23 protein-coding genes are annotated in these 23,312 nt (G+C 46.2%); 15 read left to right on the forward strand and 8 right to left on the reverse strand.

All coding sequences use genetic code 11. From position 1 onward, the window contains the following. The first annotated feature begins 58 nt into the window (after window positions 1-58). The 7 genes from E7X56_RS00085 to E7X56_RS00115 all read left to right on the forward strand — a co-directional run bounded on the left by E7X56_RS00085 (window position 59) and on the right by E7X56_RS00115 (window position 6,903). Complete coding sequence (locus tag E7X56_RS00085) at window positions 59-940, forward strand: methylenetetrahydrofolate reductase (protein WP_135603657.1); 882 nt, start codon at window positions 59-61, stop codon at window positions 938-940. A 32-nt stretch (window positions 941-972) separates the two neighbouring features. Further along, window positions 973-2,220 carry a phosphomethylpyrimidine synthase ThiC gene (gene thiC / locus E7X56_RS00090; protein WP_135603659.1) on the forward strand — a complete coding sequence of 416 codons (1,248 nt, stop codon included), beginning with the start codon at window positions 973-975 and terminating at the stop codon, window positions 2,218-2,220. A gap of 1 nt (window position 2,221) precedes the next feature. After that, the gene (gene cofE, locus E7X56_RS00095) at window positions 2,222-2,998 is read left to right on the forward strand and encodes a coenzyme F420-0:L-glutamate ligase (protein WP_244603338.1); all 777 of its coding nucleotides are present in this window, start codon (window positions 2,222-2,224) and stop codon (window positions 2,996-2,998) included. 152 nt (window positions 2,999-3,150) lie between these two features. Then, the gene (locus E7X56_RS00100) at window positions 3,151-3,420 is read left to right on the forward strand and encodes a co-chaperone YbbN (protein WP_135603660.1); all 270 of its coding nucleotides are present in this window, start codon (window positions 3,151-3,153) and stop codon (window positions 3,418-3,420) included. A 137-nt stretch (window positions 3,421-3,557) separates the two neighbouring features. Beyond that, window positions 3,558-4,553 (forward strand): MBL fold metallo-hydrolase, encoded by a 996-nt coding sequence (locus E7X56_RS00105; RefSeq protein WP_135604274.1) that lies wholly within the window; start codon window positions 3,558-3,560, stop codon window positions 4,551-4,553. A 91-nt stretch (window positions 4,554-4,644) separates the two neighbouring features. Beyond that, the gene (locus E7X56_RS00110; RefSeq protein ID WP_091689201.1) at window positions 4,645-5,034 is read left to right on the forward strand and encodes a hypothetical protein; all 390 of its coding nucleotides are present in this window, start codon (window positions 4,645-4,647) and stop codon (window positions 5,032-5,034) included. A 102-nt stretch (window positions 5,035-5,136) separates the two neighbouring features. Further along, window positions 5,137-6,903, forward strand: coding sequence for a ribosome biogenesis/translation initiation ATPase RLI (locus tag E7X56_RS00115; RefSeq protein ID WP_135603662.1), 1,767 nt, complete (start codon window positions 5,137-5,139; stop codon window positions 6,901-6,903). A 47-nt stretch (window positions 6,904-6,950) separates the two neighbouring features. On the opposite strand, the gene E7X56_RS00120 is transcribed toward E7X56_RS00115, so the two are convergent. Both E7X56_RS00120 and E7X56_RS00125 read right to left on the reverse strand, forming a co-directional pair. After that, window positions 6,951-7,235, reverse strand: a complete 285-nt coding sequence (locus tag E7X56_RS00120) for a hypothetical protein (RefSeq protein ID WP_244603339.1) — start codon at window positions 7,233-7,235, stop codon at window positions 6,951-6,953. A 95-nt stretch (window positions 7,236-7,330) separates the two neighbouring features. Beyond that, window positions 7,331-9,103 carry a DUF11 domain-containing protein gene (locus tag E7X56_RS00125; RefSeq protein WP_135603666.1) on the reverse strand — a complete coding sequence of 591 codons (1,773 nt, stop codon included), beginning with the start codon at window positions 9,101-9,103 and terminating at the stop codon, window positions 7,331-7,333. A gap of 127 nt (window positions 9,104-9,230) precedes the next feature. Here E7X56_RS00125 and hisF point away from each other — a divergent pair, with 127 nt between their 5' ends. From hisF to E7X56_RS00150, 5 genes are read left to right on the forward strand one after another with little or no spacing between them, the layout of a single operon-like run. Beyond that, window positions 9,231-10,052, forward strand: a complete 822-nt coding sequence (gene hisF / locus E7X56_RS00130) for an imidazole glycerol phosphate synthase subunit HisF (RefSeq protein ID WP_135603668.1) — start codon at window positions 9,231-9,233, stop codon at window positions 10,050-10,052. Between the two features lie 41 nt (window positions 10,053-10,093). Continuing rightward, the gene (locus E7X56_RS00135; RefSeq protein ID WP_135603670.1) at window positions 10,094-10,381 is read left to right on the forward strand and encodes a MazG nucleotide pyrophosphohydrolase domain-containing protein; all 288 of its coding nucleotides are present in this window, start codon (window positions 10,094-10,096) and stop codon (window positions 10,379-10,381) included. A 2-nt stretch (window positions 10,382-10,383) separates the two neighbouring features. After that, a complete protein-coding gene (locus E7X56_RS00140; protein ID WP_244603340.1) occupies window positions 10,384-12,819 on the forward strand; it encodes a DUF3656 domain-containing protein in 2,436 nt (811 codons plus the stop codon). Between the two features lie 38 nt (window positions 12,820-12,857). Beyond that, entirely contained in the window at window positions 12,858-13,232 is a 375-nt protein-coding gene (locus E7X56_RS00145) for a nucleoside 2-deoxyribosyltransferase (protein ID WP_244603341.1), read from the forward strand. A gap of 44 nt (window positions 13,233-13,276) precedes the next feature. Then, a complete protein-coding gene (locus E7X56_RS00150) occupies window positions 13,277-13,522 on the forward strand; it encodes a pro-sigmaK processing inhibitor BofA family protein (protein ID WP_135603676.1) in 246 nt (81 codons plus the stop codon). Here the strand turns inward: E7X56_RS00150 and E7X56_RS00155 are convergent. From E7X56_RS00155 to E7X56_RS00180, 6 genes are all read right to left on the reverse strand, one after another. Next, window positions 13,496-14,161: a bifunctional 2-polyprenyl-6-hydroxyphenol methylase/3-demethylubiquinol 3-O-methyltransferase UbiG gene (locus E7X56_RS00155; RefSeq protein ID WP_135603678.1), complete on the reverse strand. Its 666-nt coding sequence runs from the start codon at window positions 14,159-14,161 to the stop codon at window positions 13,496-13,498. The genes E7X56_RS00150 and E7X56_RS00155 overlap by 27 nt on opposite strands. A gap of 4 nt (window positions 14,162-14,165) precedes the next feature. Beyond that, on the reverse strand, window positions 14,166-15,758 hold the full coding sequence (lysS, locus tag E7X56_RS00160) for a lysine--tRNA ligase (RefSeq protein WP_135603680.1): 1,593 nt from the start codon (window positions 15,756-15,758) through the stop codon (window positions 14,166-14,168). Between the two features lie 250 nt (window positions 15,759-16,008). Next, window positions 16,009-17,061 carry a decarboxylase gene (locus E7X56_RS00165; protein WP_135603682.1) on the reverse strand — a complete coding sequence of 351 codons (1,053 nt, stop codon included), beginning with the start codon at window positions 17,059-17,061 and terminating at the stop codon, window positions 16,009-16,011. Continuing rightward, window positions 17,058-18,035 (reverse strand): deoxyhypusine synthase family protein, encoded by a 978-nt coding sequence (locus tag E7X56_RS00170; protein WP_135603684.1) that lies wholly within the window; start codon window positions 18,033-18,035, stop codon window positions 17,058-17,060. The genes E7X56_RS00165 and E7X56_RS00170 overlap by 4 nt, the downstream gene beginning before the upstream one ends. Before the next feature lie 92 nt (window positions 18,036-18,127). Beyond that, entirely contained in the window at window positions 18,128-18,550 is a 423-nt protein-coding gene (locus E7X56_RS00175; RefSeq protein ID WP_135603686.1) for a hypothetical protein, read from the reverse strand. Between the two features lie 60 nt (window positions 18,551-18,610). Then, window positions 18,611-19,636 (reverse strand): hypothetical protein, encoded by a 1,026-nt coding sequence (locus E7X56_RS00180; RefSeq protein ID WP_135603688.1) that lies wholly within the window; start codon window positions 19,634-19,636, stop codon window positions 18,611-18,613. Between the two features lie 386 nt (window positions 19,637-20,022). Here E7X56_RS00180 and E7X56_RS00185 point away from each other — a divergent pair, with 386 nt between their 5' ends. The 3 genes from E7X56_RS00185 to feoB all read left to right on the forward strand — a co-directional run bounded on the left by E7X56_RS00185 (window position 20,023) and on the right by feoB (window position 23,303). Then, window positions 20,023-20,565, forward strand: a complete 543-nt coding sequence (locus E7X56_RS00185; RefSeq protein WP_135603690.1) for a pyruvoyl-dependent arginine decarboxylase — start codon at window positions 20,023-20,025, stop codon at window positions 20,563-20,565. Between the two features lie 100 nt (window positions 20,566-20,665). Beyond that, on the forward strand, window positions 20,666-21,346 hold the full coding sequence (locus E7X56_RS00190) for a metal-dependent transcriptional regulator (protein ID WP_135603692.1): 681 nt from the start codon (window positions 20,666-20,668) through the stop codon (window positions 21,344-21,346). Continuing rightward, complete coding sequence (gene feoB / locus E7X56_RS00195; protein ID WP_371413320.1) at window positions 21,306-23,303, forward strand: ferrous iron transport protein B; 1,998 nt, start codon at window positions 21,306-21,308, stop codon at window positions 23,301-23,303. Before E7X56_RS00190 ends, feoB begins: the two co-directional genes overlap by 41 nt. Window positions 23,304-23,312 lie beyond the last annotated feature (9 nt).

Genomic DNA, 23,312 nt, shown 5'->3' on the forward strand with positions numbered 1-23,312 from the left:
TGAACTTCCCTCACTGTCGCGATGCATTTAAAAACCAAACCTACATATTTACCCCACGATGCTATCAACTTTCAACGATGCGCTCAATTCAGACCGCTTCATTGTGACCGCAGAGGTGGCGCCCCCAAAGGGTACTGATATCTCGGCGGTACTTGAGGATGCAGACCTTATCAGGGGATGGGTGGATGCTATCAATATCACGGACAACCAGCGCGCAGTGATGCGCATGAGTCCGATAGCGGTAGGCAAATTACTGATGGATGCCGGTCATGAGGTTATAGTGCAGTTCACCTGCCGTGATCGCAATCGTCTGGCATTGCAGTCCGATATCCTGGCGGCATCTGTCCTTGGCATCAGGAATCTCTGTGTGATGACAGGGGATTATCCCACCAAGGGTGATCATGCGGGTGCAAAGCCGGTGTATGATCTGGATTCTGTGCAGCTTCTTTCACTTATCACTAAGATGATGGGCGGACATGACATGGCAGGCAATGAGCTTTCAGGTGCTCCGTCATTTACTGTGGGCGCGGTCTCCAATACGGATGCAGCACGCAGGATGCAGATGATAAAACTTAAGAAGAAGATCGATGCAGGTGCACAGTTCATACAGACACAGGCGGTCTATGACGTGGAAGGTTTTGGCGAGTTCATGGATTCATTCCCAGATCCGGATGTGCCGGTAATAGCAGGGATAATCCCGCTGCGTTCGGCAGGGATGGCACGTTTTATGAATGCCAATGTTCCGGGGATAAGGGTAGGGGATGAGATGATATCCCGCATGGAAGATGCTGAAGACCCTGTTCAGGAAGGGCTCGAGATGGCTGCTGAAAGCATCCGGGAACTTCGGAAGATGTGCAGGGGAGTCCACCTGATGCCTATCGGGGGCAATTCCAATACACCGAAACTTCTTGAAATGGCAGGAATTTCCGCTTTACAATAATTTATAAAAACGACATTTAAGAGTAGAATAACATGAGATCCACACAGGTAGAATACGCAAAGAACGGCACGCTGACTCCGGAAATGGAACATGTGGCTAAAGTTGAGTCCCTCGATGAGGAAACTGTACTGGCACGGGTTGCCGATGGAAGTCTTGTTGTGATGGTTCGTGAAGGCTGTCCGCCTGTTGCAATCGGTAAAGGCGCAACCACGAAGATCAACGTAAACCTCGGGACATCTTCGGCAAGCATTGATCCCGATGCAGAGCTGGAAAAGGTAAGGATCGCAGAGAAATATGGTGCTGATACCATCACAGATCTTTCAATGGGTGGCGATATCTCTGCCATCAGGAAGATGGTCTTTGAGAACACTACCCTGCCGATTACCACTGTACCTGTCTACCAGGCAGTGGTGGAATGCGGGATGAAGGATGCTACCGGCGATGACATGATCTCCTATCTCAGGAAGCAGGTGGATGAAGGGGTAAGCTCTGTTGTGGTTCATTGTACGGAAAAACAGATGCTTGAGAAATTGAAAGGCACAGGTCGTATCATGGGAATGGTCTCAAAAGGCGGTTCTTTTACCAGTGTGCTGATGCTCAAGGAAGGGTGTGAGAATCCTTATCTTGAGAATTTCGATGAGGTCCTTTCAATACTGAAAAAGAACGATGTTGTCCTTTCACTCGGGAACACCATGCGAAGTGGTTGTGTCCATGACCTTTGCGACAGTCCCCAGATGATGGAGATCAAGACAAACGCAAAGCTTGCAGAACAGGCAAATGAAGCAGGTGTGCAGGTAATAATCGAGGGCATGGGCGGTCATGTGCAGGCAAATGATATTCCTGAGCACATCAAAGCACACCGTTCCCTTTCGAACTTCCCGCTCTTTGTGGCCGGTCCGCTGCCAACTGATGTCGGTATGGGATATGACCATATCTCCGGTGCGGTCGGTGCAAGTATTGCAAGTGGCAACGGTGCTGATTATCTTTGCTACATCACTCCTGCCGAACACCTTTCCCTCCCGACACCTGAACAGGTAAGGGAAGGACTGATCGCTTTCAGGATCGCAGCACATATTGGCGATTCTATGAAATACGGTCTTGATGAAAGAGATAAGCTCCTTGCTGACAGACGCGCTAATTTTGACTGGGGAGGGCAGATGGAACTTGCTCTTGACCCGGATAAGCCAAAAGGCATGTGCCCGCAGACAGGTCCCTGTTCCATGTGCGGGGAATACTGTGCTATCAAGATAATGTCCGATTATTTGTCCGGCGGTGTATGAATTGAGCTCTGAACTTCCTTCTATGCAGATCATTGGTGTACGTACTCGCCTGATCAAGCCCGGCGATGACATGGTGAATGTGCTATGTGGATCCTTCAACGCGCATGAGATCTTCCTGCAGGACGGCGATGTCCTGGTATTGGCAGAGTCTGCGGTAGCCACTGCAGAAGGAAGAATGGTAGACCTTTCCACTGTCATTCCCGGAAAAGAAGCAGAGGAACTTGCAGGTAAGTACTGCGTTGATTCCCGGGAAATGGAGCTTGTCCTGTGTGAATGTGATGATATCATCGGCGGTGTGCCGGGAGCAGCTCTTACTATTACAAAGGGAACCCTTTCCCCGAATGCTGGTATCGATGGTTCCAACGCTCCCGAGGGGCACGTTGTCCTTCTGCCTGAGAACGCACAGAAGAGTGCAGCTACTATCCGTGCCGGTTTAGAGGAGTTCTGCTGCTGTCATCTCGGTGTGATAATCGGGGACAGCCGTACGCAGCCCTTGCGCCTTGGGTGCATGGGTGTGGCACTGGGCACATCAGGCATCGTCCCTGTGGAGGATGCAAGAGGCTCACGTGACCTGTTCGGAAAAACCCTTAATATTACACGCAAGGCGGTCGCAGATAATCTGGCGTCTGCTGCCCAGCTGTTAATGGGTGAAGCAGATGAATGCATTCCGTGCGTTCTGATACGTGGTGCACCTGTGAAGATGGTCAGGGGTTCGGAAGAAATGCCGATTTTCACTCCTGATGAGTGTATGTATTACAGTAATATCAAACGGAAGTAAGTGGCTTATGCTGTTTATTTTGTAATTGGGCCCTTGATGTACGATCTTTGTACTCAGTAATGAATACAAAAATTATTTATAGAATAACAACATGGTTTTGTGTGAAGCATACAATACCCTTTTTATTTTTACAAAACCAAAGGTGATTATCAATGAACAATGTAGTAGTAATGGACTTTACCGCAACATGGTGCGGACCCTGCCAGATGCAGAAACCGATCCTTGAGGATCTTGAAGGTGAGATGGGCGACAAGGTAGAATTCAAGATGGTGGATGTTGACCAGAACAATGCCCTTGCAGGCAAATACGGAATCAGTGCAGTTCCCACTCTGATCATTGAGAAGGACGGAGCTGAGGTCAGGCGTTTCACCGGTGTGACAAGTGCCGATGTACTTCGCTCAGAGCTTAGCCAGCTCTTATAATCTTTTTCTTTTCCTTCATTATTTCCTCCCCTCATTTTCCTTCATTTTTATTCTTTTTAAGTTCTTCATTCTGACAACATGTAAATACCTTGATACATATCCCTGAACTGAGGTATTACTTGGATCGGTTGATAGACATGGGTGTTCTGGCATGCCGCCAGAAGAATTCGCGAGGAACTTTCAAGCCCCATCTTGCTGTAAGGTTCAGGTCAGAAGATGAGAAGGTTTGCACATTTTCCGTTGATTCCACACGTGTCCCCCAAAAGCAGCCTCAACCGGATGCCTATCTTATAACTCATGCTCATTCTGATCACCACGGGAAGTCTGCTATGCTCTCTGAGCTTTCGGTCTGTACTGATAAGACCGCAGTAGCGCTTGAGATACGACATGATCGCAAGTTCAAAGGCAAGACCGTTGACATGTGCGGATCCATAGAGGTCAATGGCGCAACTGTCCGGACATATCCCACAGGGCATACTGCAGGAGCGGTTGCATTTTACTGGGAAAATGATGTCGGAACGCGGATACTTGTCACAGGAGATGTGAAAGATCCTTCCGCATTGCCCAAATGTGATCTGCTGATAACCGAGGCAAATTATGGTGACCATGACGATCCATCATGTCATTTTGAGGATGACATCGAAGGCTTCAGGAGTGCCTTGGAATCCAGCCCACAGGTTGCTTTTGGAGCATATGCTTTTGGAAAGGCACAGCGTGCAGTGGAGCTTTTGCGTGAGATCGGACATGATGGTCCTATTGCCATGGAAGAAAAATCACTAATGCTTTCAAACAGGCTTCTGGACGAACCCGGGGAGCTTGTGGGATTGGGCGAGTTTGATGGGGATGCTGTTTGCATCGTGCCTCCGTGGGATCTAGGGAAGCTGCCCCGTAACATGGCCAAATATGTGATGACGGGCAGGCAGGACTATTATTATCCCTCCCTTCAGATAAGTGACCATCTGGATGCGAACGGTCTTGTGGATATGGTCGAGAAGGTCGATCCCGAAATGACTTTGGTATATCATCCGGGTGGAGATCGTCCCGGAAAATTCGCTTCTCACCTGAACAGCATTGGAAGGGGAGCTGTTTGCCTTGAGGATGTTGACAACATTCTTGGCAATGAATTCCTCTGATTTTGTAATTTTTATGCTTCAGGAATAAACGTTTATATATGTTCTGATGTTTATAACACCCAATCATATTTATCTCAGGAGAAGAAGCCAATTGAAAAAAGAAAGCAAAAAGAAGTCAGGTGGCACAAAGGATAATGCAGATCAGTCTGACGCTCCTGTTGTCTCAAAGCCTAAGATCATCAAGGAAAAGACACCCGAGGAACGTAAGGCAGCTCATGTAGAAGGTATAGTCAAGACCGCTATCGCTGCATTCATTGGTATGATCGCAGGATTTGGTGCCTTCTACAGGTTCGGCGCAGGTACTGAAACTCCCTGGTATGCAGCATTGATCATCGTTGCTGTGCTGGCATATTATGCGCAGCGTGTTATCTATCCCGCCATCAAGATAGATACGAAGGAGTTCGGTGTCAAGGATTGGTTCTACGTCGAATTCATCGTAATTGACTTCTGTCTTGTGACATGGACGCTGTTGTTGAACTGACACAGCCCATGATCCTGCTTTTTTTGAATTTCCACAGCCAGTTCAGTTTAGTTTAATTCAATTTAATTTATACATTCCATTAAATAACTTCAGTGATGCCCTATGCGAATTGCAATATTGAACAAGGATAGATGCCAGCCAAGGCGATGCAGCCATGAATGTGAAAAATACTGTCCGAGGGTCAGGACCGGCGATGAGACCATTGTCTTTGGAGAGGACGGCAAGGCCATTATCTCCGAGGAACTTTGTGTAGGATGCGGTATCTGTGTCAACAAATGTCCTTTTGATGCTATCATGATAATCGGTCTGCCTGAAGCATTGACCGAACCAACCCACAGGTATGGTCCCAATGGATTTGCCCTGTATGGGCTCCCCACGCCTCAGGTGGGCAGGGTCACTGGTATCCTTGGACCTAACGGTATTGGTAAAAGTACCTCCGTCCAGATCCTTTCAGGAGCTGTTGTTCCTAACTTCGGTGGCGATAACAACGACTGGGATAAGGTTCTGGAGCACTATTCCGGAACTGCCATGTACGATTATTTCAAGGATGTGATCGATGGCAAGGTCAAGGTGTCCCAAAAGCCACAGTATGTGGATATGATCCCGAAAGCTTTCAAAGGGAAGACCCGTGATCTCCTGGAAGGTACCGATGAGCGCGGTGTACTGGATGAACTTGTTGAAAGGCTTGATCTGCGTCCTATAATCGACCGCAATATCGGAGACCTCAGTGGTGGTGAACTGCAGAGGGTTGCCATTGCAGCCTGTGCCGCAAGGGATGCCGACTTTTACTTCTTTGATGAGATAAGTCCATATCTGGATATCTACCAGCGTATAAACTCTTCAAAGCTCATACAGGAGCTTTCAGCCGAAAAGGCAGTTCTTGTTGTGGAACACGATCTTGCTATACTGGATATGCTGTCGGATGTGGTCCAGGTGGCCTATGGTGTGCCTGGTGGTTACGGTGTAGTAACCCATCCGAAAGGTGTACGTGTAGCTATCAACCAGTACCTTAAGGGTTTTCTTCCTGAAGAGAACGTCCGTATTCGGCCGGATGCCATTACTTTCGAGGTCCACCCTCCACGCGTGGGAACGGATATTGCATCGCTTGTGGATTATAATGCATTCTCCAAGAAATACGGTGATACTTTCTCACTGGAGACAGATGCTGGCTCCCTTAAAGAAGGAGAAGTTATCGGTATCGTAGGTCCGAATGGTATTGGTAAATCCACGTTTGTCCAGATACTTGCAGGGGAGGTCGAGCCCGATGAGGGCGAGATGGACATTGATATTTCTATCTCCTACAAGCCACAGTATATCAAAGGTGAGAATTCGATGCAGGTGCAGATGTTCCTGAGGAGCATTACCCGCAGGTTCGATACAAGTTACTATCAGGCAGAAGTTATCAAGCCACTCCAGCTTGAACCTCTCTTTGAGAAAATGCTCAATGATCTCAGTGGTGGTGAGTTGCAGAGGGTAGCCATTGCTGCATGTCTTTCAAGGGATGCTGACCTGTACATTCTTGACGAGCCAAGTGCACACCTTGATGTGGAACAGCGTTCCCTTGCCACAAAGGCCATCAAGAGATTTGCTGAGAACAACGGTAAGACCGCTCTGGTGGTAGACCATGACATCTACATGATCGATATGCTCAGCGAAAGGCTGATCGTATTCGAAGGCAAACCTGCTGTTTATGGTAAGGCACATCCTCCCTCGAGTATGCAGGATGGTATGAACAAGTTCCTTTCAGACCTTAATATCACGTTCAGAAGGGATGAGGATACAGCACGTCCAAGGGTGAACAAACAGGGTTCCCGTCTGGACAGGGAACAGAAAGCACAGGGTGAATATTACTACAGGCTGGATGAGTGAAAGCTCATCCTTCTCATTTTTTGATCTTTTATTTCACAAATCTGTTTTTATTTTACTGATCTTTTGTTCTTTGAAAGGTACCACGTAAGAAACTCTGTGTAAAGTATGATCCCTATGATGGTGGACCAGACGAACAGCAGCAGATGATAGTTGTTGATGGGCACAAGTCCTCCAGCAAGCCTTGCATGTTCATGTGCCAGAAATGCATTTGCGGTCTCAGGTATAGCAACAATGGTAACTAAAGGAACTGCAAGCAGTACAATGGCTGCCATTAAAGAAGAGTAGTTGACAAGCAGATACAGCACAATAGCAGCGAACAGTGCGAATATCAATACTGCTGTGCCTGTTCCAACAATGTCCGTTCCAGATCCTCCTTTAGTTTCAGATAAATTTATGCTATGCGTTTACTGCAACCTTTTTGAGTTATTCAATGCGACCTGCGTATATAAAAATATGCAATAAGCGGGATTATGGAAAGTACGCCTGCTATCGTGACAAATGCGGATAACAGGAAACTGGCATGTTCTCCTCTTGAGAGGGGTTCATTATCAATTTTTGTGTTCTCACTTTCTATGTTCATATCAGTTTGTCCAAGCGAATAAACATACAGTTTGACCACATTCGATTCGAACGTACCCTGGAGATCATCTTCATCGGTGTAGGAAACTATTGAAGGGGTCAGTTCAAATATGCCCTCTTCCTGTGCAATCATCGTGTAGGTGATTCGTTTTTTGTCTCCGACCTCAAGTAAGCCTTCCCAGTTATCTTCTCCACTGACGAACCTGAATCCAGCAGGTATGTCCTCTGTTAAAGAAACTTCAACATCACTTTTTCCGATGTTCGTGATAGTGACCGTTACGTCGACTTCCTCTCCTGTGAAAATATCACTGAGACTAACATCCTTTTTGACTTCCAGTGATGTTCCTTCAACATCGATGGTCACTGCAGCACCATCCGATACAACGCTGTAAGTTTCTCCCTGTGAGTACCAGCTTGCAATTGCCGGTTCCAGTTCATACGTCCCGGCGACTGTGGGCAATGCCTTATATCGTATATTTTCTGATCTTCCGGCACCAATGAATACTGTCCAGTCCGCTGATTCCACTCCCACAGGCATAAAAGTTGAAGGTATTGGGTCATGTATGTTAACTTCATGTCCAATACTTGCATTGTTGTAGACCACCATCTCGACGATGATCTTTCTTTTAGTTTTGTCCTCTTCTGTCAGAAGATGGGTGTCAATTGCCTTTTCAATAGATATGTACGGTTCAACAATGGTCTGTGATGTGGTGGAATCCCGGTAGTTGTTTCCCATGTAGTCATAACCGTCAACGTTCACATCGATCATTATGTTCTCTTTTACCGGTGTTTCGGGTAATGTGAGGTTGACCGGTATTTTGTGGATCTTCAATGTATCAAGCATTGCAAGCTCGTAGCTTACCGGATCAAGTTGTCCGTTACTGGCAGATGCGGTGATGGTTATTCCCCTGGCAGGTATCGTTCCTGTGTTCTTCAGGTATATCTCAAAAGAAGCAGGTATGTTGGGGGAATATTCCTCTCCAAGGTCGTTGATCTCTATTTTGAAGTAGGGTTCACCTGGCTGGTACAGCTGTAAATTCATCTCTTTTTTGTCCCTGTCAATGTATGTTACCCTTAACAGTATGTCATCTGAATACTTCTTGTAGCCGTTTGTTTCGTATTCGTCAACATAGGTTTTTTCATTGATTGTAACTTCCAGGGTTGCAACGTTGTCACTCACATTGAGCAATTTGATGATGGTATTGTCCACCTGTACCGTGTCTTCGACTGCGAGCTTCCGGCTCTCAGATGGTATCCATACAAGTTCGTATTCGTGAAGATACAGTTCGAGAGTAACCTTCGTTTCGTCAATTGAAAGCGTTCTTACCGTGAGGTCCCCGTCATGGATGAACTCATTGTTCAGCGAAGCATCTGCAAAGAAGCTCTTCCGGAATTCGCCGTCAACGTATAGAAGCAATGTAGCGGGAAAACCGTCCTCATCTTCATTAACCTCATGGAGCTTGACAGTGTATTTCTCAGCGGATGCCCGGTCTCCTGTTGCAAGATCAAAGACCCCCTGATGTACCCAGATCTCCTCATACTGGAAATCATCTGCAGCGGAGGATGTGCCTGTTAAAAAAAGGACCATCAGGATTGCAAGGGCAATACGCTTTAAATACATTAGCCATTTTTTATGTGGCTCATAGCGTTTAAATATTCCGTTCAGAGTGACGATGGAGCACGTCCTTTTGAGCACATACTCTTATCCTTCAACAACATTTAATTAGAGGACATTCATTACCTAAACTATGCTTACAAAGAGGATTATCCCCTGTCTTGATGTTACCCTTGATTCAGAAGGTGGCACCGTTGTCAAAGGTGTTGAATTCGTAGATCTCAAAAAAGCAGGCGATCCGGTGGACCTTGCTAAACGCTATAATGAGCAGGGTGCGGATGAACTTGTTTTCCTGGATATTACAGCATCCCACGAAGGCCGCTCAACAATGATCGATGTGATCGAGCGTACCGCTGATGAGGTCTTTATCCCCCTGACCGTCGGTGGAGGGATAAATTCTGTCGAGGATGTCAGGCAGATACTGCGTGCAGGTGCAGATAAGGTATCCATCAATACTGCTGCGGTGAAGAACCCTCAGCTTATCAAAGAGGCTTCAGATATCTTTGGTTCCCAGTGCATTGTGACAGCTATCGACTGCAAACGCAATCCGGATGTTGAGAACAATCAGGACAAGACAATTCTCGAGCTTGAGGACGGAACTCCTGCATGGTATGAAGTTGTGATCTATGGTGGTCGCAAACCCACAGGCCTGGATGCTGTCCAGTGGGCGAAGAAGGTCGAAGAGCTTGGTTCAGGCGAGATATTGCTGACAAGTATGGACCGTGACGGGACCTATGATGGTTTTGACATCCCTATCACAAGGAAGCTTTCAGAAGAGCTGGAGATCCCTATCATCGCTTCCGGCGGTGTCGGGAAACCTGAGCACATGTATGGAGGTTTCATTGATGGTAAGGCCGATGCCGGACTTGCTGCCAGTATTTTCCACTTTGGGGAGTACACTGTGCGTGATGTGAAAGAAGCACTGAAGAAAAAGGACATCCCTGTCAGGCTTTGATCACAATCAATTATCCTGATAACATTTAAGGAGCTGACAATATGGAGATCTCAGAATTCCAGAAACTGATGTACGACCTGTACGCACACAATGATAAACGCAGAGGAGCTGCTGCAACCACTCTCTGGCTGGTCGAGGAGATCGGGGAACTGGCAGAGGCAGTTCGCAGGGAGGACATGGAAAACCTGAGGGAAGAGCTTGCAGATTGTTTTGCCTGGATAGGTGCTCTGGCAAATCTCTTCGAGATCGACCTCGAGGCAGCATTCCTGGAAAAGTATCCGCTTGTATGTCCTACATGTGGGAAGAACCCTTGCATTTGTACTGACTGATCATGAGAAAAAAACCTGAACTTCTGGCCCCGGCAGGCAACTGGGAATCTTTCGTAGCTGCTGTGGAAAACGGTGCAGATGCTGTCTATCTTGGTGCTAAGATCCTGGGTGCAAGGGCCTATGCCGGCAATTTTACCCTTGAAGAGATACGGGAAGCTATCGATCATGCACATCTTCGTGGTGTCAAGGTCTTTGTTACGGTAAATACTCTGGTCAAGGATCAGGAGATTGGAAAAGCTGCGAAAATGCTGTGTTCCCTGAGTGAATACGGTGTAGATGCGGTCATTGTCCAGGATATCGGTTTGCTTTCCCTTGCAAAAGAGATCGTTCCCGAACTTCCGATACATGCAAGCACCCAGATGACGATTCATAATAGTGAAGGTGTACGTTTTCTTGAAGACCTCGGTGTCAAAAGGGTGGTGCTTGCAAGGGAAATGTCTCTTGATGAGATACGTTCTGTAAAGCAGGCTACCAGCATTGAGATCGAAACTTTCGTTCATGGAGCACTTTGCATCTCCTATTCCGGTCAATGTCTCCTGAGCAGTATGATCGGTGGCAGGAGTGGTAATCGCGGACACTGTGCCCAGCCCTGCAGGAAGATGTACGAACTGGAAATGGACGGCGAAGTGGTTGACACTGATGGTCCTTATCTCTTAAGCCCGAAAGACCTTAACACAACAGAAATGCTGCCACAGCTGATCGAAGCAGGTGTGGATTCCTTCAAGATAGAAGGCAGGATGAAAAGGCCTGAATATGTGGCAGGCGTTGTGAGCACTTACAGACGTTTGATCGATCGCTACATGGATGATCCGGATTCGTATTTCGTATCTCCTGAGGAGTCCCTTGTACTTGAACAGCTTTTCAACAGGGAGTTTACTGATGTTTATCTTGAGGGCACATCAAGAACAGGCATGATGAGCCGCGAGCAACCATACAACCGAGGTGTGGTCGCAGGTACTGTTGTAGGCTACAACAGCGATGAAAGGCGGATCATAGTAGAGCTTTCCACCGAACTGGCGTTAGGCGACGGTATAGGCGCTGAAGGGCTGGAAAATGCAGGTGAGAATATCACACGCATGGTCCTGGATGGCGAAGAAGTCGATTCCGGTACAAAAGGCGATGTTGTTGAGATCCCATTCTTTGAAAAGGTTCGTTCCGGGAGCTTTATCTACAGAACTATGGACCGGTCCTTAATGGACTCGCTGAAAAAGACATTCACATCTCCAAAGCCTATACGGAACGTGCCTGTGAGGCTTCGGTCAGATATCGCTGCAGGTTCAGTATTGCAGCTGGAAATGGTGGATGCTGATGACAATATGGTTTCTGTGGATTCTGATTATGTTGTTGAGGTCGCCCAGAAGAAACCGACAACTGAAGAGCAGGTCAGGCAACAGCTCTCAAAATTGGGTAATTCTGTTTTTGAGCCGGTTGATATGGATGTGACTGTTACGGGAGATGTATTCATTCCCATCAGGGCACTTAACGATATCAGGAACCTGGCAGTTTCCCAACTGGAAGCTTCAAGGATTGAAAAAGGGCGACGTAATCCAAAAGACAAGTGTAAAGCTCCTGATGTTGCCTGTGAGGAAGTGAATCTGGATAAGCCTCTGTTGGTCGTGAGTGTTGATGATTCCCGGAGGCTTGAGGCTGCTATTGATGGCGGAGCAGATGTAATCTATGCCGGAGGGGAAGTTTTCAGGGGCAGAGCACCTCTGGACATGAAGGAAGCCTTCGAGAGGTGCAGAAAAGAGGGCCGAAAGATCTACGTGAACACTCCGAAGATCGTATCGGATGACGATATGGGCCGCGTGAAGGAAACACTCAGGGTTGCAAAGGGGCTTGGGTTTGATGGTGCTGTGGTCTCGAACTACGGTACATTCAGGCTTGCAGTGGAAGCAGGTATGACGGTGGTCGCGGACAGTCCGATGAATGTTTTCAATCTGCATTCTTATGCAGCTATGAAGCAGCTTGGTGCAGGTTCGGTGGTATTATCCCCGGAAATGTCATTGTCCCAGGTAGAGGATGTCGCACAATGTGGCTCTGTGGAGTGCATTGTCCATGGCAGGCTGGAAGTCATGGAATCACGTTACTGTATGGTCGGTGACATACTCGGTGAAGGAACTGGCTGTTCCCGTCCGTGCGAGGATGGGGAGTTCGAGCTGTTCGATGAGAAAGAGTATTGCTTCCCGTTGCTCATGGATAACGATTGCAGGATGCATGTGCTGAATTCAAAAGAGCTTTGCATGATCGAGAATATTGGCAAGCTTATCAAGGCAGGTGTGGCAGCGGTGAGGGTCGAGGCAAGGACTATGGATGCTTCGAAGGTGAAAAAGGTCACACAACGCTATCGTGGTGCTCTGGACGGGAAAAAGCCCGGCAAATGCAAGGATATTACTGACGGTTACACTTCAGGGCATTACATGAGGGGAGTTCTATGAAGGTATTCCTTTCCGGCTCTATTCGTGGGGGGAGACAGATGCTTCCCACGTATCAGTTCATTTGCGGATATCTTCGCAGGAACGGCCATGAGGTGTTGAGCTGGCATGTGGCTCACGATGGTGTCGAAATGACGGAGTCACTCATGAGCGAGAGTCAGATATACGAACGTGATATGGGCTTTTTAAAGGAAAGTGAATGCATGATCGCAGAGGTCAGCCTTGCTTCCACAGGTGTGGGTTATGAGGTTTGTTCAGCGATAAACAAGGGTATTCCAATACTTTGTGTCCATAGGCCGGATACGAATGTCTCTGCCATGATACTGGGAAATACCAATGGTAACGCCACTGTAAAAGAGTATTCTAACACTGAAGAGCTCGAAGTGATCCTTCGGGAATTCCTTGCATCTTTTTGAAGTAAGTGTTAAATATCGTTGACATCTATTTTCAATAGATAAACATGGTAATGGAATTTATAGTAGTACTGGTGGCTATCATAATAGCCCTTCTTCTATACAAGGTGCTGAAGACTGTCAAGAACATGGTGGTGAACACCGTATTGGGTGTGGTCCTCCTTCTGATCGCCAACTTTGCACTGGGTCTGAATATTGCTTTCTCATGGGTTGTGATACTGGTCTGTGCATTTGCAGGAGTTGTTGGGGCACTGTTGATAGTGCTTTTAGCCTATCTTGGTATCTTCTTCTGATGCCAGTTGGATAGTTCCGTTGACCATATGGCGGGTGTGTAACTCGCCCTTGAACTTTTTTACCGTAATTACATCATTGATGTCCAGCATCCCGAAGTCCCGGAAAAGATGCTGCAATTCTTCTTTTGTAAAATAGTGGTAGATTATACCGCTCTGGCGGATGAATGTATGGGGTTCAACGGCATCTCCTCCATATCGCATATCTTTTACCCCGAAGACTTCCAGGAAGATCGTACCGCCTGGTTTCAGTATTCGTTTAAACTCAATGACCGCTTTTTCACGTTCGTTTTCTAAGAGATGCTGCAATACTCCGAAACAAACGATCGCTTCAAAACTGTTGTCTGCAAAAGGAAGATATGTTATTGAAGATACGACATGGTGTGCTTCACGTTCACGTTTTGCAAGATAGTCCCTTGAAGCTTTCAGTGCTGTGGGGGACACATCGATGCCTGTACAATCGTAAAAATTAGATAAGGGGAGAAGGTGACGACCTTTCCCCGAGCCTGCATCAAGGATACGGCATCCATCAGGAATGCGGGAGCGGATCGGTTCGATCGGTGCTGCCCCGCCCCACCGGACATGGGAATATTCCCTGTCCCATGCTGAAAAATGAGGGTGGGATGCCGGTCCTGATGTCATGTTCTTATGGTCTGTATGTTGATGCTTCCCTGAAGCGCTTTGCAAGGAAAGCCTGGTCTATGGATGACAGGAACCATCCTGCTTTAGGTCCTGACTGCTGGCCAAGCACTGAAGTGTAGATCGCCTTGAACATCTCTTTAGGATTTATCTCCAGCTCATCTTCGGCGACGCCAAGTTTCTCTACGATCTTAAGATGGAGGTCAGAGCCTGCTTCCTTTGAGGAATAGACAAGGTTGTGATAATCCTCACCTGTCAGTTCACCGCTACCTTCAATGATCTCAGATAATGCTCCAAGGAATGCTTTCTGCACATCAGAGAGTGTTGCGGTCTGCTCAGGAAGTACGTCCTTTACGCTGAACTTTGCAAACGGTGGTGCATACATCTCAAGCCAGTTGGATACATTGTTTGTCAGTTCCCTGGTACATTTCTCGTTGGTGGTGTCATATCCTGCACGTTCCACGATCTTCATGATCTTCTCGAAGTCACCATATGCAACCTGGAATATGGTGGTCATGTGCTTGAAAGGAATATCGGTGTGGCAGATGCCCTTTGCATGTGAGAGTTCCAGCACACGCTTGTTGAGACCTTCGACCTCAGGATTGGCGTTGAGGCGTTCATACTCGTCCACAAGTGTCAGCAGTGGCTGTCCAGGGTCGAACTTGATGTGTTTTTCAGGTTTTGTACGCATGATAAGATAGCGCAATACCTCAGGTGGCACGACCTTGAGCATGTCAGAAATTGATACCACGACACCGGTGGATGATGACATTGCACCTTTCTTTCCAAGCATGATCCACTCATAGACGATAGGCTGTGGTGGCTCGTGGTCGAATATCTCACGAACGATCCTCTTTCCTGTGTCATAGGAACCGCCTCTTGAAGCATGGTCCTTTCCGAATGGTTCAACTGTTACATCCAGCATCTTCCATTTTGCAGGCCAGTCCACACGCCAGGTGAGCTTTCCGCCTCCGGCCATTGGAACTGTGCCGGAATGGCCACAGGGACATTCATAATCGACCGTCTCAGCATCTGCATCGAATCCGGTGACAACTGCTGTATTTATCTTTTTACATTCCTGGCAGATAGGGTTGAACGGGCTCCATTCAGGCAACACATCCTTTCCTGATACTTCCTTGAGGATCTTTGCGATATCATCCCTTTTGATAAGTGCTGTCTTGATAGCTTCAACGAACCTGCCGCTCTTGTAAAGCTGGTCTGCACGGTAGACCTTCGGGTGGATCCCAAGTTTTTCAAGCCCTTCAAGGAAAGGTTTGAGGAAGTGCTCTGCGTAGCTTTCACATTCTCCGCATGGGCAGGGTATCTCGGAGATTGGTTTTCCGACATGTTCTGCATAACTTTCAGGAAGGAACGGGTATACTTTTCGGAGCGGGTCGAAGTTGTCGGCCATATATATGAATTCGGTCTCAGCACCTCTTTCTACGAGCATCCTGTATGCTGCATCTGCGGTTACGACTTCTCTCATATTTCCAATATGGATGTGGCCGGAAGGTGTGATCCCTGTGGATATCCTGTGTTTGGTCCCATTTTCCAGAGCTTCGTCAGCAATGACTTCTGCCCAGTGTTTGATATCTGCCATTAATTATCACCATGTGTGTTATCTGATCAGTATAAGTGTTGATATGTTTAAAGCTATTTTTGGATCTGAGGAATATCTGCATGTTTTATTTTATATATAACATGTTCCTTTTGCCGAAGGTCTTGCTGCTACGATGCAGCAACCGGGGATTAAAAAGATAGTGGACCACCGTGGTGGCTGCAATGGTATTCGTAGGTGATCGGTCTGACCGCTGATGTGTCCGACAACTGATGTGTCCGACAACTGATCATCATTCTATTATTTCCGTAGGGATCTCTTCCAGATCACAGAAATTCGAAGTGAAATTGTAAGCTCCTGCATTGATGAACACAATTTCATCGCCGATCTTCGGCTCGTCCTTAAGGTACACACGGTACCTGAAAAGATCCATTGAGCACGGTGTGCATCCCTTGATCACATAAGGTTTGCCGGCATTGTTGCCAACCTCGCCTTCAACTCTCAGTTTCACAGGTACCAGGATCGCATCCATGTCACTGTTGTAGACGGAAGCGTTCACAATGATGTTGTTGTCATAGACGCCTGTGATATAGGTGATGAGCTTTCCGGCAGGTGCTGAAATGAACCTTCCCGGCTCTATCATAAGCTGTATGTCTTTCTCATGCAACCATTCCCGAAGTTCGGTAATGCGCCTGAAAATTCCTCCGATGACATCGACGTTGGTATTGGCATATTCTGAAGGGAGGCCTCCTCCGATGTTGAGTATGTCGATGGCTTCAAGTGTTTCTTCTGACAGCACGTCCTCTATGTCCTGCTGGATCTTCCACTCGTTGACGTTCTGGGTCTTCCTGTGGAAATGTACTCCAAGATGTTCCATGTGGGTATCATCCTTAAGTTGTGCTACCCTTTCATTGATAGTGTCCGAGCTCATGCCGAAAACGAAATATCTTTCTGTCCTCAGGGAATGCTCTTTGAGCTTTAAACGGAGCAGAAGTGTGATCTTCCAGTCGGTGGGCTCAATTGTTGAGAGCAGGACGTCAAGGTCGAACTCATTGTCAACGGCAAAGGAGCGAATGCCTCTCTCATAGAGGTCTTCTATGATCTCCGAGTTCCAGCCCTGTGCCAGGAAAAGTACTCTTGACATGTCCTTTACGTGCTTGAGCTCGTTGATCATGTGCACGCTGAGGAATCCGTCGGTGTTCTCTTCGATCATCGGGCTGATCCTGGGGTTCGTCTTGGAGCTGAAACCCAGGATGTCCACGACTTCCTTTACCTTGTTGTATTGCTCAAGGACTACCTTTTTTGATAATGTGAATTTTGGGGACGGGACGGTTGAACTGCTCATTTGACCACTCCGCTGTCCTCATTGCTCTTTTTCAGGCTTTTCAGCAGACCGTCCTCTGCAAGCTCATCAAGTGCATGTATCATCGCAAGAGGGAATGTGATGCTCACGTCTCCAATAACAGTGGCAACATCGCTTTCGTCCTTGACCTTTCCCCATGACTTTGCTTCGTTGGTGTTTGCTCCGGACATGCTTCCCGAGGTGCGGTGGGCAGTTGTCATATATACTGCGTATTCGGCACCTCCGTTCAGGAGTGTGCTCAGGATAGCATGGTGTTTTGATATCGATCCGCCCAGTGCGATGACGCCTTTGCGATCATCGAAGCTGCTTGCGAACAAAATGTTGCCGAAATCCTTGACAACATCGACCATGAAATCAGGATGGTCCTGCTGGAACAGGTATAAGTGGAAACCGAATGCACCGTCGGTGATGGCCGGACAGAAGATCGGTACATCGTTCTTTGCCGCCTGGTAAAGGATCGAGTTCTCGTCATCGAGCATCAGCCCGATCTCGCGAAGCATCTCGGAAACAGCCCAGCGCTTTTGTTTTTCGTAAAGTTTCTTGAGCATCCTTTCGATAAGGCTCTCGAAGTTCATGTAGCTCTCGTTCTTGATAAGCAGGTTTCCCACACGGTTAATGCCTTTTTCGTGCAGTTCCACATCATCTGTCTGGAACGAGCCTATCTGGAAATCTTCACCTGTGGCCTTCATTATATCTTCTTCAAGACCGCCTACAGTGGTAACGATCACATCGGCAATTCCCAGCTCGATAAGCTGGGCAAAGAAGCCTCTCAGACCGGAGGTGACCATGTTGGAGGTAAATGTCAGGAATACCTTTGCAGAATCCTTTTTCATCTTAACTATTACTTCGGATGCCCGCTGGAGCTCAACGCTCTGGAATCCGATGAATTCGTAGGAATCGACAAGCTCTGACACTCGCATGTCCTGTTTCCATTTTAGGTCCTTTACTTTCACCATTAAAGATCACCGTTAAGTATGGGGTGATGGAATCTCGAAATCATATATAAATGTTGGTCTGATTTATGACAATCTATATGGCGAATTAATTGTTACATTGAATCGACAAGCTCGTCAATTGCTTCCAGATCAATGGGTGAATCAATAACATCATAGTAAATTCCATCGACATTTATCTTGTTAGGCCCTACAATAGTTATCCTTGAAATTTTATTGGAATCGCTAAAAAAATCTATGGAATAACGATATCCAACCACAGATTCTTGATTCTCTTTTATCTTCAAGGGATATCTATCAAGTTGGTCGATCAATTCTTCTATTTTGAGTCTATCATTTGTTGTGGTCAGTTCTCCATTCATTCCGTTCCTGATAGAGACTTTTGTGATTGTATGTTTATCGATGTCTGTCAATTCAGTGATCCTTTCTCCCTCCGTTTGTTCTGATACGCAACCAGAATAAATGACTGTGATGCACAATAATAGACCTAAAACCAAATTGCTCATTATTTTGTTCATTCTCATCCCTTTTAATAAATAAAGGAGGAAATATTCTACTAGAATATTTCCAGAAAAAAATTATTCAATCCACACTTGTTTATTAAGATAGTCATCCACAAGAATGCTGATATTATTGTCTCCCCATCCGTTATTGACCACAATATACAATTGTGGATTAACATATGGGACATCCAGAACATAGTATCCATGTGCTATTGTAGCATGAGTAATGAAAGTTGGATGGTTTAAGGTACAGACTATTACAGGTTTATTGTCGTTTATGAGAGAGACAAGTTTGTTGTAATTAAAAAGAGTTCCGTAAGAACTATAACTATTGTCAAGATTTTGATCTGCAATATAGCTGTTCAGCCCATCTCTTATTCCATATGGGGATACGCCATCAGGACTATTACTTATATAATCAGTGGTTATTAGATTTAGCAAATCCTGCTGATTTTCATAACCCGGATCTACAAAATTTGGATTACAATAATCATCCAGATAAATTAGAGTGATTCCTGCAGCAATTGGACCACAATAAATATTGTCATCTTCCCAAGTTTCTAATGTATGAAGTAAACTGCCACTTGTAGACGAAAGTAATTGAATATTAGGCGTTTCTATAGCTGTTTTTTTCAGATCAGAGAGTTTTTTAGATTTATCCACTTTTTCCTTTTTGTAAATGTACGCAGTTTTCATCTTTTTATCTTTTAGTTTTTCCGCTTCAACATAAGCAAGAGGGCCATTATAATAGTAGTCTTTACTTTCGTCAACAAACGGACTTCCGCTTGTCATTGAAAACTCGGGTACTGATAAATCGTTTACATTAATGATGATATAACCTTCATTATTTACCGAAAAAGCAACAGCTTCAACATCATCTTCCATATTTTTCAATGGGACGGGGGAAGTTAATTTTGCAGAATAACCCATTTTTTCTAAAAACAGCTGTCCATATTCTTTTTCTATGCTGTACTCATAATTTTCAGTATTTGTTCCAATATTTTCATTTGCTTGTGCACTTACAGCCGGTAAAACCGCCATGCTCACCAGCAACATTGCTGTTAGCAGCACGGTTAATCCAAATCTCATCTTTGTTTTCATTTATTTCACCTTTTGTTTTCCCAAAAGGCAGGATCAGACAAGCTTTATGTATCCTTAAAGCCGTCATTAATATGCCTTTGGGCAATTTTTGGGGTTCAACTGCACTTTGGTAGGCTCAGTCAAACCCTGTAAAATTCTCTATATGAAATGTATATAAATTTTATGGCCATATCATCGAACTGATTGAAATCCTTGCATTTCATTGCCGTGATTTGCCGTATTCGGGATTATTTCGAGACTTTGCACAGAACATTTATGTGTGATGGGAAAATCACCTGAGATGAGGATTTCTACAAATCCAAAAAGAGATAATCTTAAAGCAAAAGTCCAATTCCACAGTCCTGTCTATCGAAACATATTTATCTTTCTCTTTAATAGGCTTCTCTATGATCCCGAAAAAAGCATTTGTGGTAAAAGGTACCGGTGTCCATAAGGACAAGCTGGCTTCATTTGAGCTTGCATTAAGGGACGGTGGGATCGAGAAGTTCAATCTTGTGACGGTTTCTAGCATACTTCCTCCTAATTGTGATGTGGTTTCTCAGGAAGAGGGTCTTGGTGATCTCAAGCTTGGTCAGATCGTTTATTGTGTCATGGCAAAGAACCAGACGGATGAACCCCTACGTCAGATTGCAGCAGCCATCGGGAATGCTGTTCCTGTCAACAGCAAGGATTACGGTTACATTTCCGAGCATCATTCTTTCGGGGAGGATGAGAGGACCGCAGGGATCTATGCTGAGGACTTGGCAGCAACCATGCTCGCTACGACACTGGGGGTCGAGTTCGATGCTGACTCTGCCTGGGAAGAGCGCGAGCAGGTCTATAAGGCAAGTGGTTACATATTTGATACGACACACTATTGCCAGTGTGTCCAGGGGGACGAAAATGGCTTCTGGACCACGGTCGTTGTTGCAATGGTCTTTGTTATCTGAGATGGTTATGAAATTCGAATGATTTTCGGTATGCAGAACCAAAATTTATATATCTAAATCATGGGTTATAGCCACTCATTACATTATAGTGTGAACGAAAATGACTGCAGATCGCATTGAAGAATATCTTGAAACGATACTCTCACTTAGTAATAACGGCGAACTTTCTGTTAAGAATAAAGATATAGCTGATGAGCTTGGCGTATCGCAGGCTGCAGTTTCCGAAATGGTGCAAAAACTCACAGAGGAAGGAGTTGTTGATCACCAGCCATATCATGGTGTCCGGCTGACCAATGTCGGTCTGTTGCAGGCAAAAAAGTTAAAGCGCAAGCATCATGTGATCGAAAAGTTCCTCTCGGATGTCCTGGAGATAGACCCCGAGGTCTCACACAACGAAGCATGTGGTCTTGAACATGCGGTATCGGACATTGTTGTGGAAAGCATGTGCAGGTTCATGGGAAGTAATAACATTGACTGCAACCCCGTTGATGAGGACGAATGCTGTCTTTTCAAAGAGAACTATGTTGCATTGTCCGATCTCAAGGAAGGGGACAGTGGAACAGTGGTCATGATGACCTTGCCTGATTCTTCCAAAGAACGTCTGACCTGCCTTGGCCTGATAGCCGGAGAAAGTGTGGATGTCAAGCGTAAGCAGAAGCAAGGTTCAACTTCTATCCTGACACGCGGAACAGAGATAGCTCTTGGAAATGAGATCGCCAGGAAGATCTTTGTACGTCTGGGTGCAAGAAAGAGATATCCGCGTGGAAGTGGTAGAAATTAATTCTGGTTCCGACGTTGTTACTGAAAGGGCGATTTCTTCCAAATATGATATGACGATGGCCTTTGTGGGCAACCCGAGTGTGGGCAAAAGTGCATTTTTTTCACGCCTTACAGGTATTGGCGTGGTCATTGCAAACTACCCGGGAACCACAGTGGAACTGACACATGGCAGTATCAATGCAGGTTCTAAGAAAGTGGATGTCGTGGACCTGCCGGGAATATACTCCCTGGGAGCTTCCACGGAAGATGAGAAGGTCTCAAAAAGGTATCTTTTGAGGGAATATCCGGACGTTATCATCAATGTTGTGGATGCCACCCGACTTGAAAGGAATCTCTACCTTACATTGCAGCTTCTGGAACTGGATATCCCAATGGTGGTAGCCTTAAACCAGATGGATTCTGCAAAAGAGATGGGTATCGAGATAGATGTTGAGAAGCTTTCAGATTATCTGGGTGTGCCTGTAATTCCAACAGTTGCTACCAAAGGCCTTGGACTTGATGATGTTGTTCTTTCAGCTCTTGACGAGGATATTTCAACTGAGAAAAGACGCAGGGTACATTATGACAATCATATTCTTCGTGCCATCGAAAGGCTGGATGCAGATTTCCCGGAGATCGGTCATGGCATCAAGGTCAGGGCACTTGAAAGGGATGAAGAGTTCGTTAAATTGAGCTGCCGTCCTCATGATGCTGACCTTTTGCTTGCGACTTCCGGATCCATCACCGAAGATATCGAAAAGGCTCACGGGATGCATATATCGGATACCATTGCACGCGATCTGTATGGAGAAGCAGGGTACATTGTTGACCGGGTTAGGACCCAGTTCGAGTACAAGATAACGTTCAAGGAAAAGATCGATTCCCTGCTGACCTCTGAGTATGTGGGAATAACCGGTCTTATCATTGCTCTTTTACTTACATTCTTTGTTGTATTTACACTAGGTGGTTTCCTTGAAGAGGGAATAGTCTCTCTGTTTGAAACCTACCTTATCTTCCCTGTGGAGGAGATGCTGGTAGATTCATCTCCGATCTTCAGGAATGTCTTTATATATTCTCTTCTGGGAATTGAAGCCGGGTTTGCTATAGCGATCCCATATATTGCGGTGTTCTATATCATCCTCTCATTGTTCGAGGATTCGGGGTACCTGACGAGAGCGTCCTTCCTTCTGGATAACTGGACCCACAAAGTGGGTCTTCACGGCAGGGCGATCATTCCATTGGTCCTTGGCCTGGGATGCAATGTGCCTGCGATCATGTCCACCCGGGCTCTCAATACCATGCGTGAAAGAAGGATCGCATCGGTGCTGATAGCGCTGACACCATGCTCTGCAAGAACTGTGATCATTCTGGGACTTGTGGGAACTTTTGTGGGTTACTGGGCAGCAATTTCAATATATGTACTTGAACTTGTGATCATATTCGGCACTGGCTGGGTCCTTGGTAAAGGGCTTTCAGGTGAAAAGACCGGTCTGATAATGGAGATGGCACCATTGCGCAGGCCTGACCCGAGGGCTACTTTGCAGAAGACCTGGTTGCGTGTGCGTGAGTTCGTTTACGTAGCATTCCCTTTGCTGGTGGCAGGAAGTGCCTTGCTTGGGTTGCTTGATTCACTAGGTGTCCTGGATATGTTCCAGAATGCGGTCGAGCCATTATCCGTAGGCTTATTTGGATTGCCTGCATTTGCAGCAACTGCTCTTATCTTTGGTATACTCCGAAAGGAAATGGCTTTGCAAATACTGGCGGTGCTTGCCGGTACTGCAAACTTTGTCCAGGTGCTGACCCCGCTACAGATGTACTCCTTTGCGGTCATAACAACGATCTATATCCCATGTGTTGCAACCATTGCAATACTAAAACATGAACTTGGCTGGAAAGATACTGCTGTTATCTCCATGTTCACTATTTGTCTGGCACTGCTGGCAGGTTTCCTGATACATATAGCAGGTATGATGCTTTGAAAAGGATGT

Origin of the sequence: Methanococcoides sp. NM1 (assembly GCF_900774285.1) — an archaeon.
GTDB lineage: Archaea > Halobacteriota > Methanosarcinia > Methanosarcinales > Methanosarcinaceae > Methanococcoides > Methanococcoides vulcani.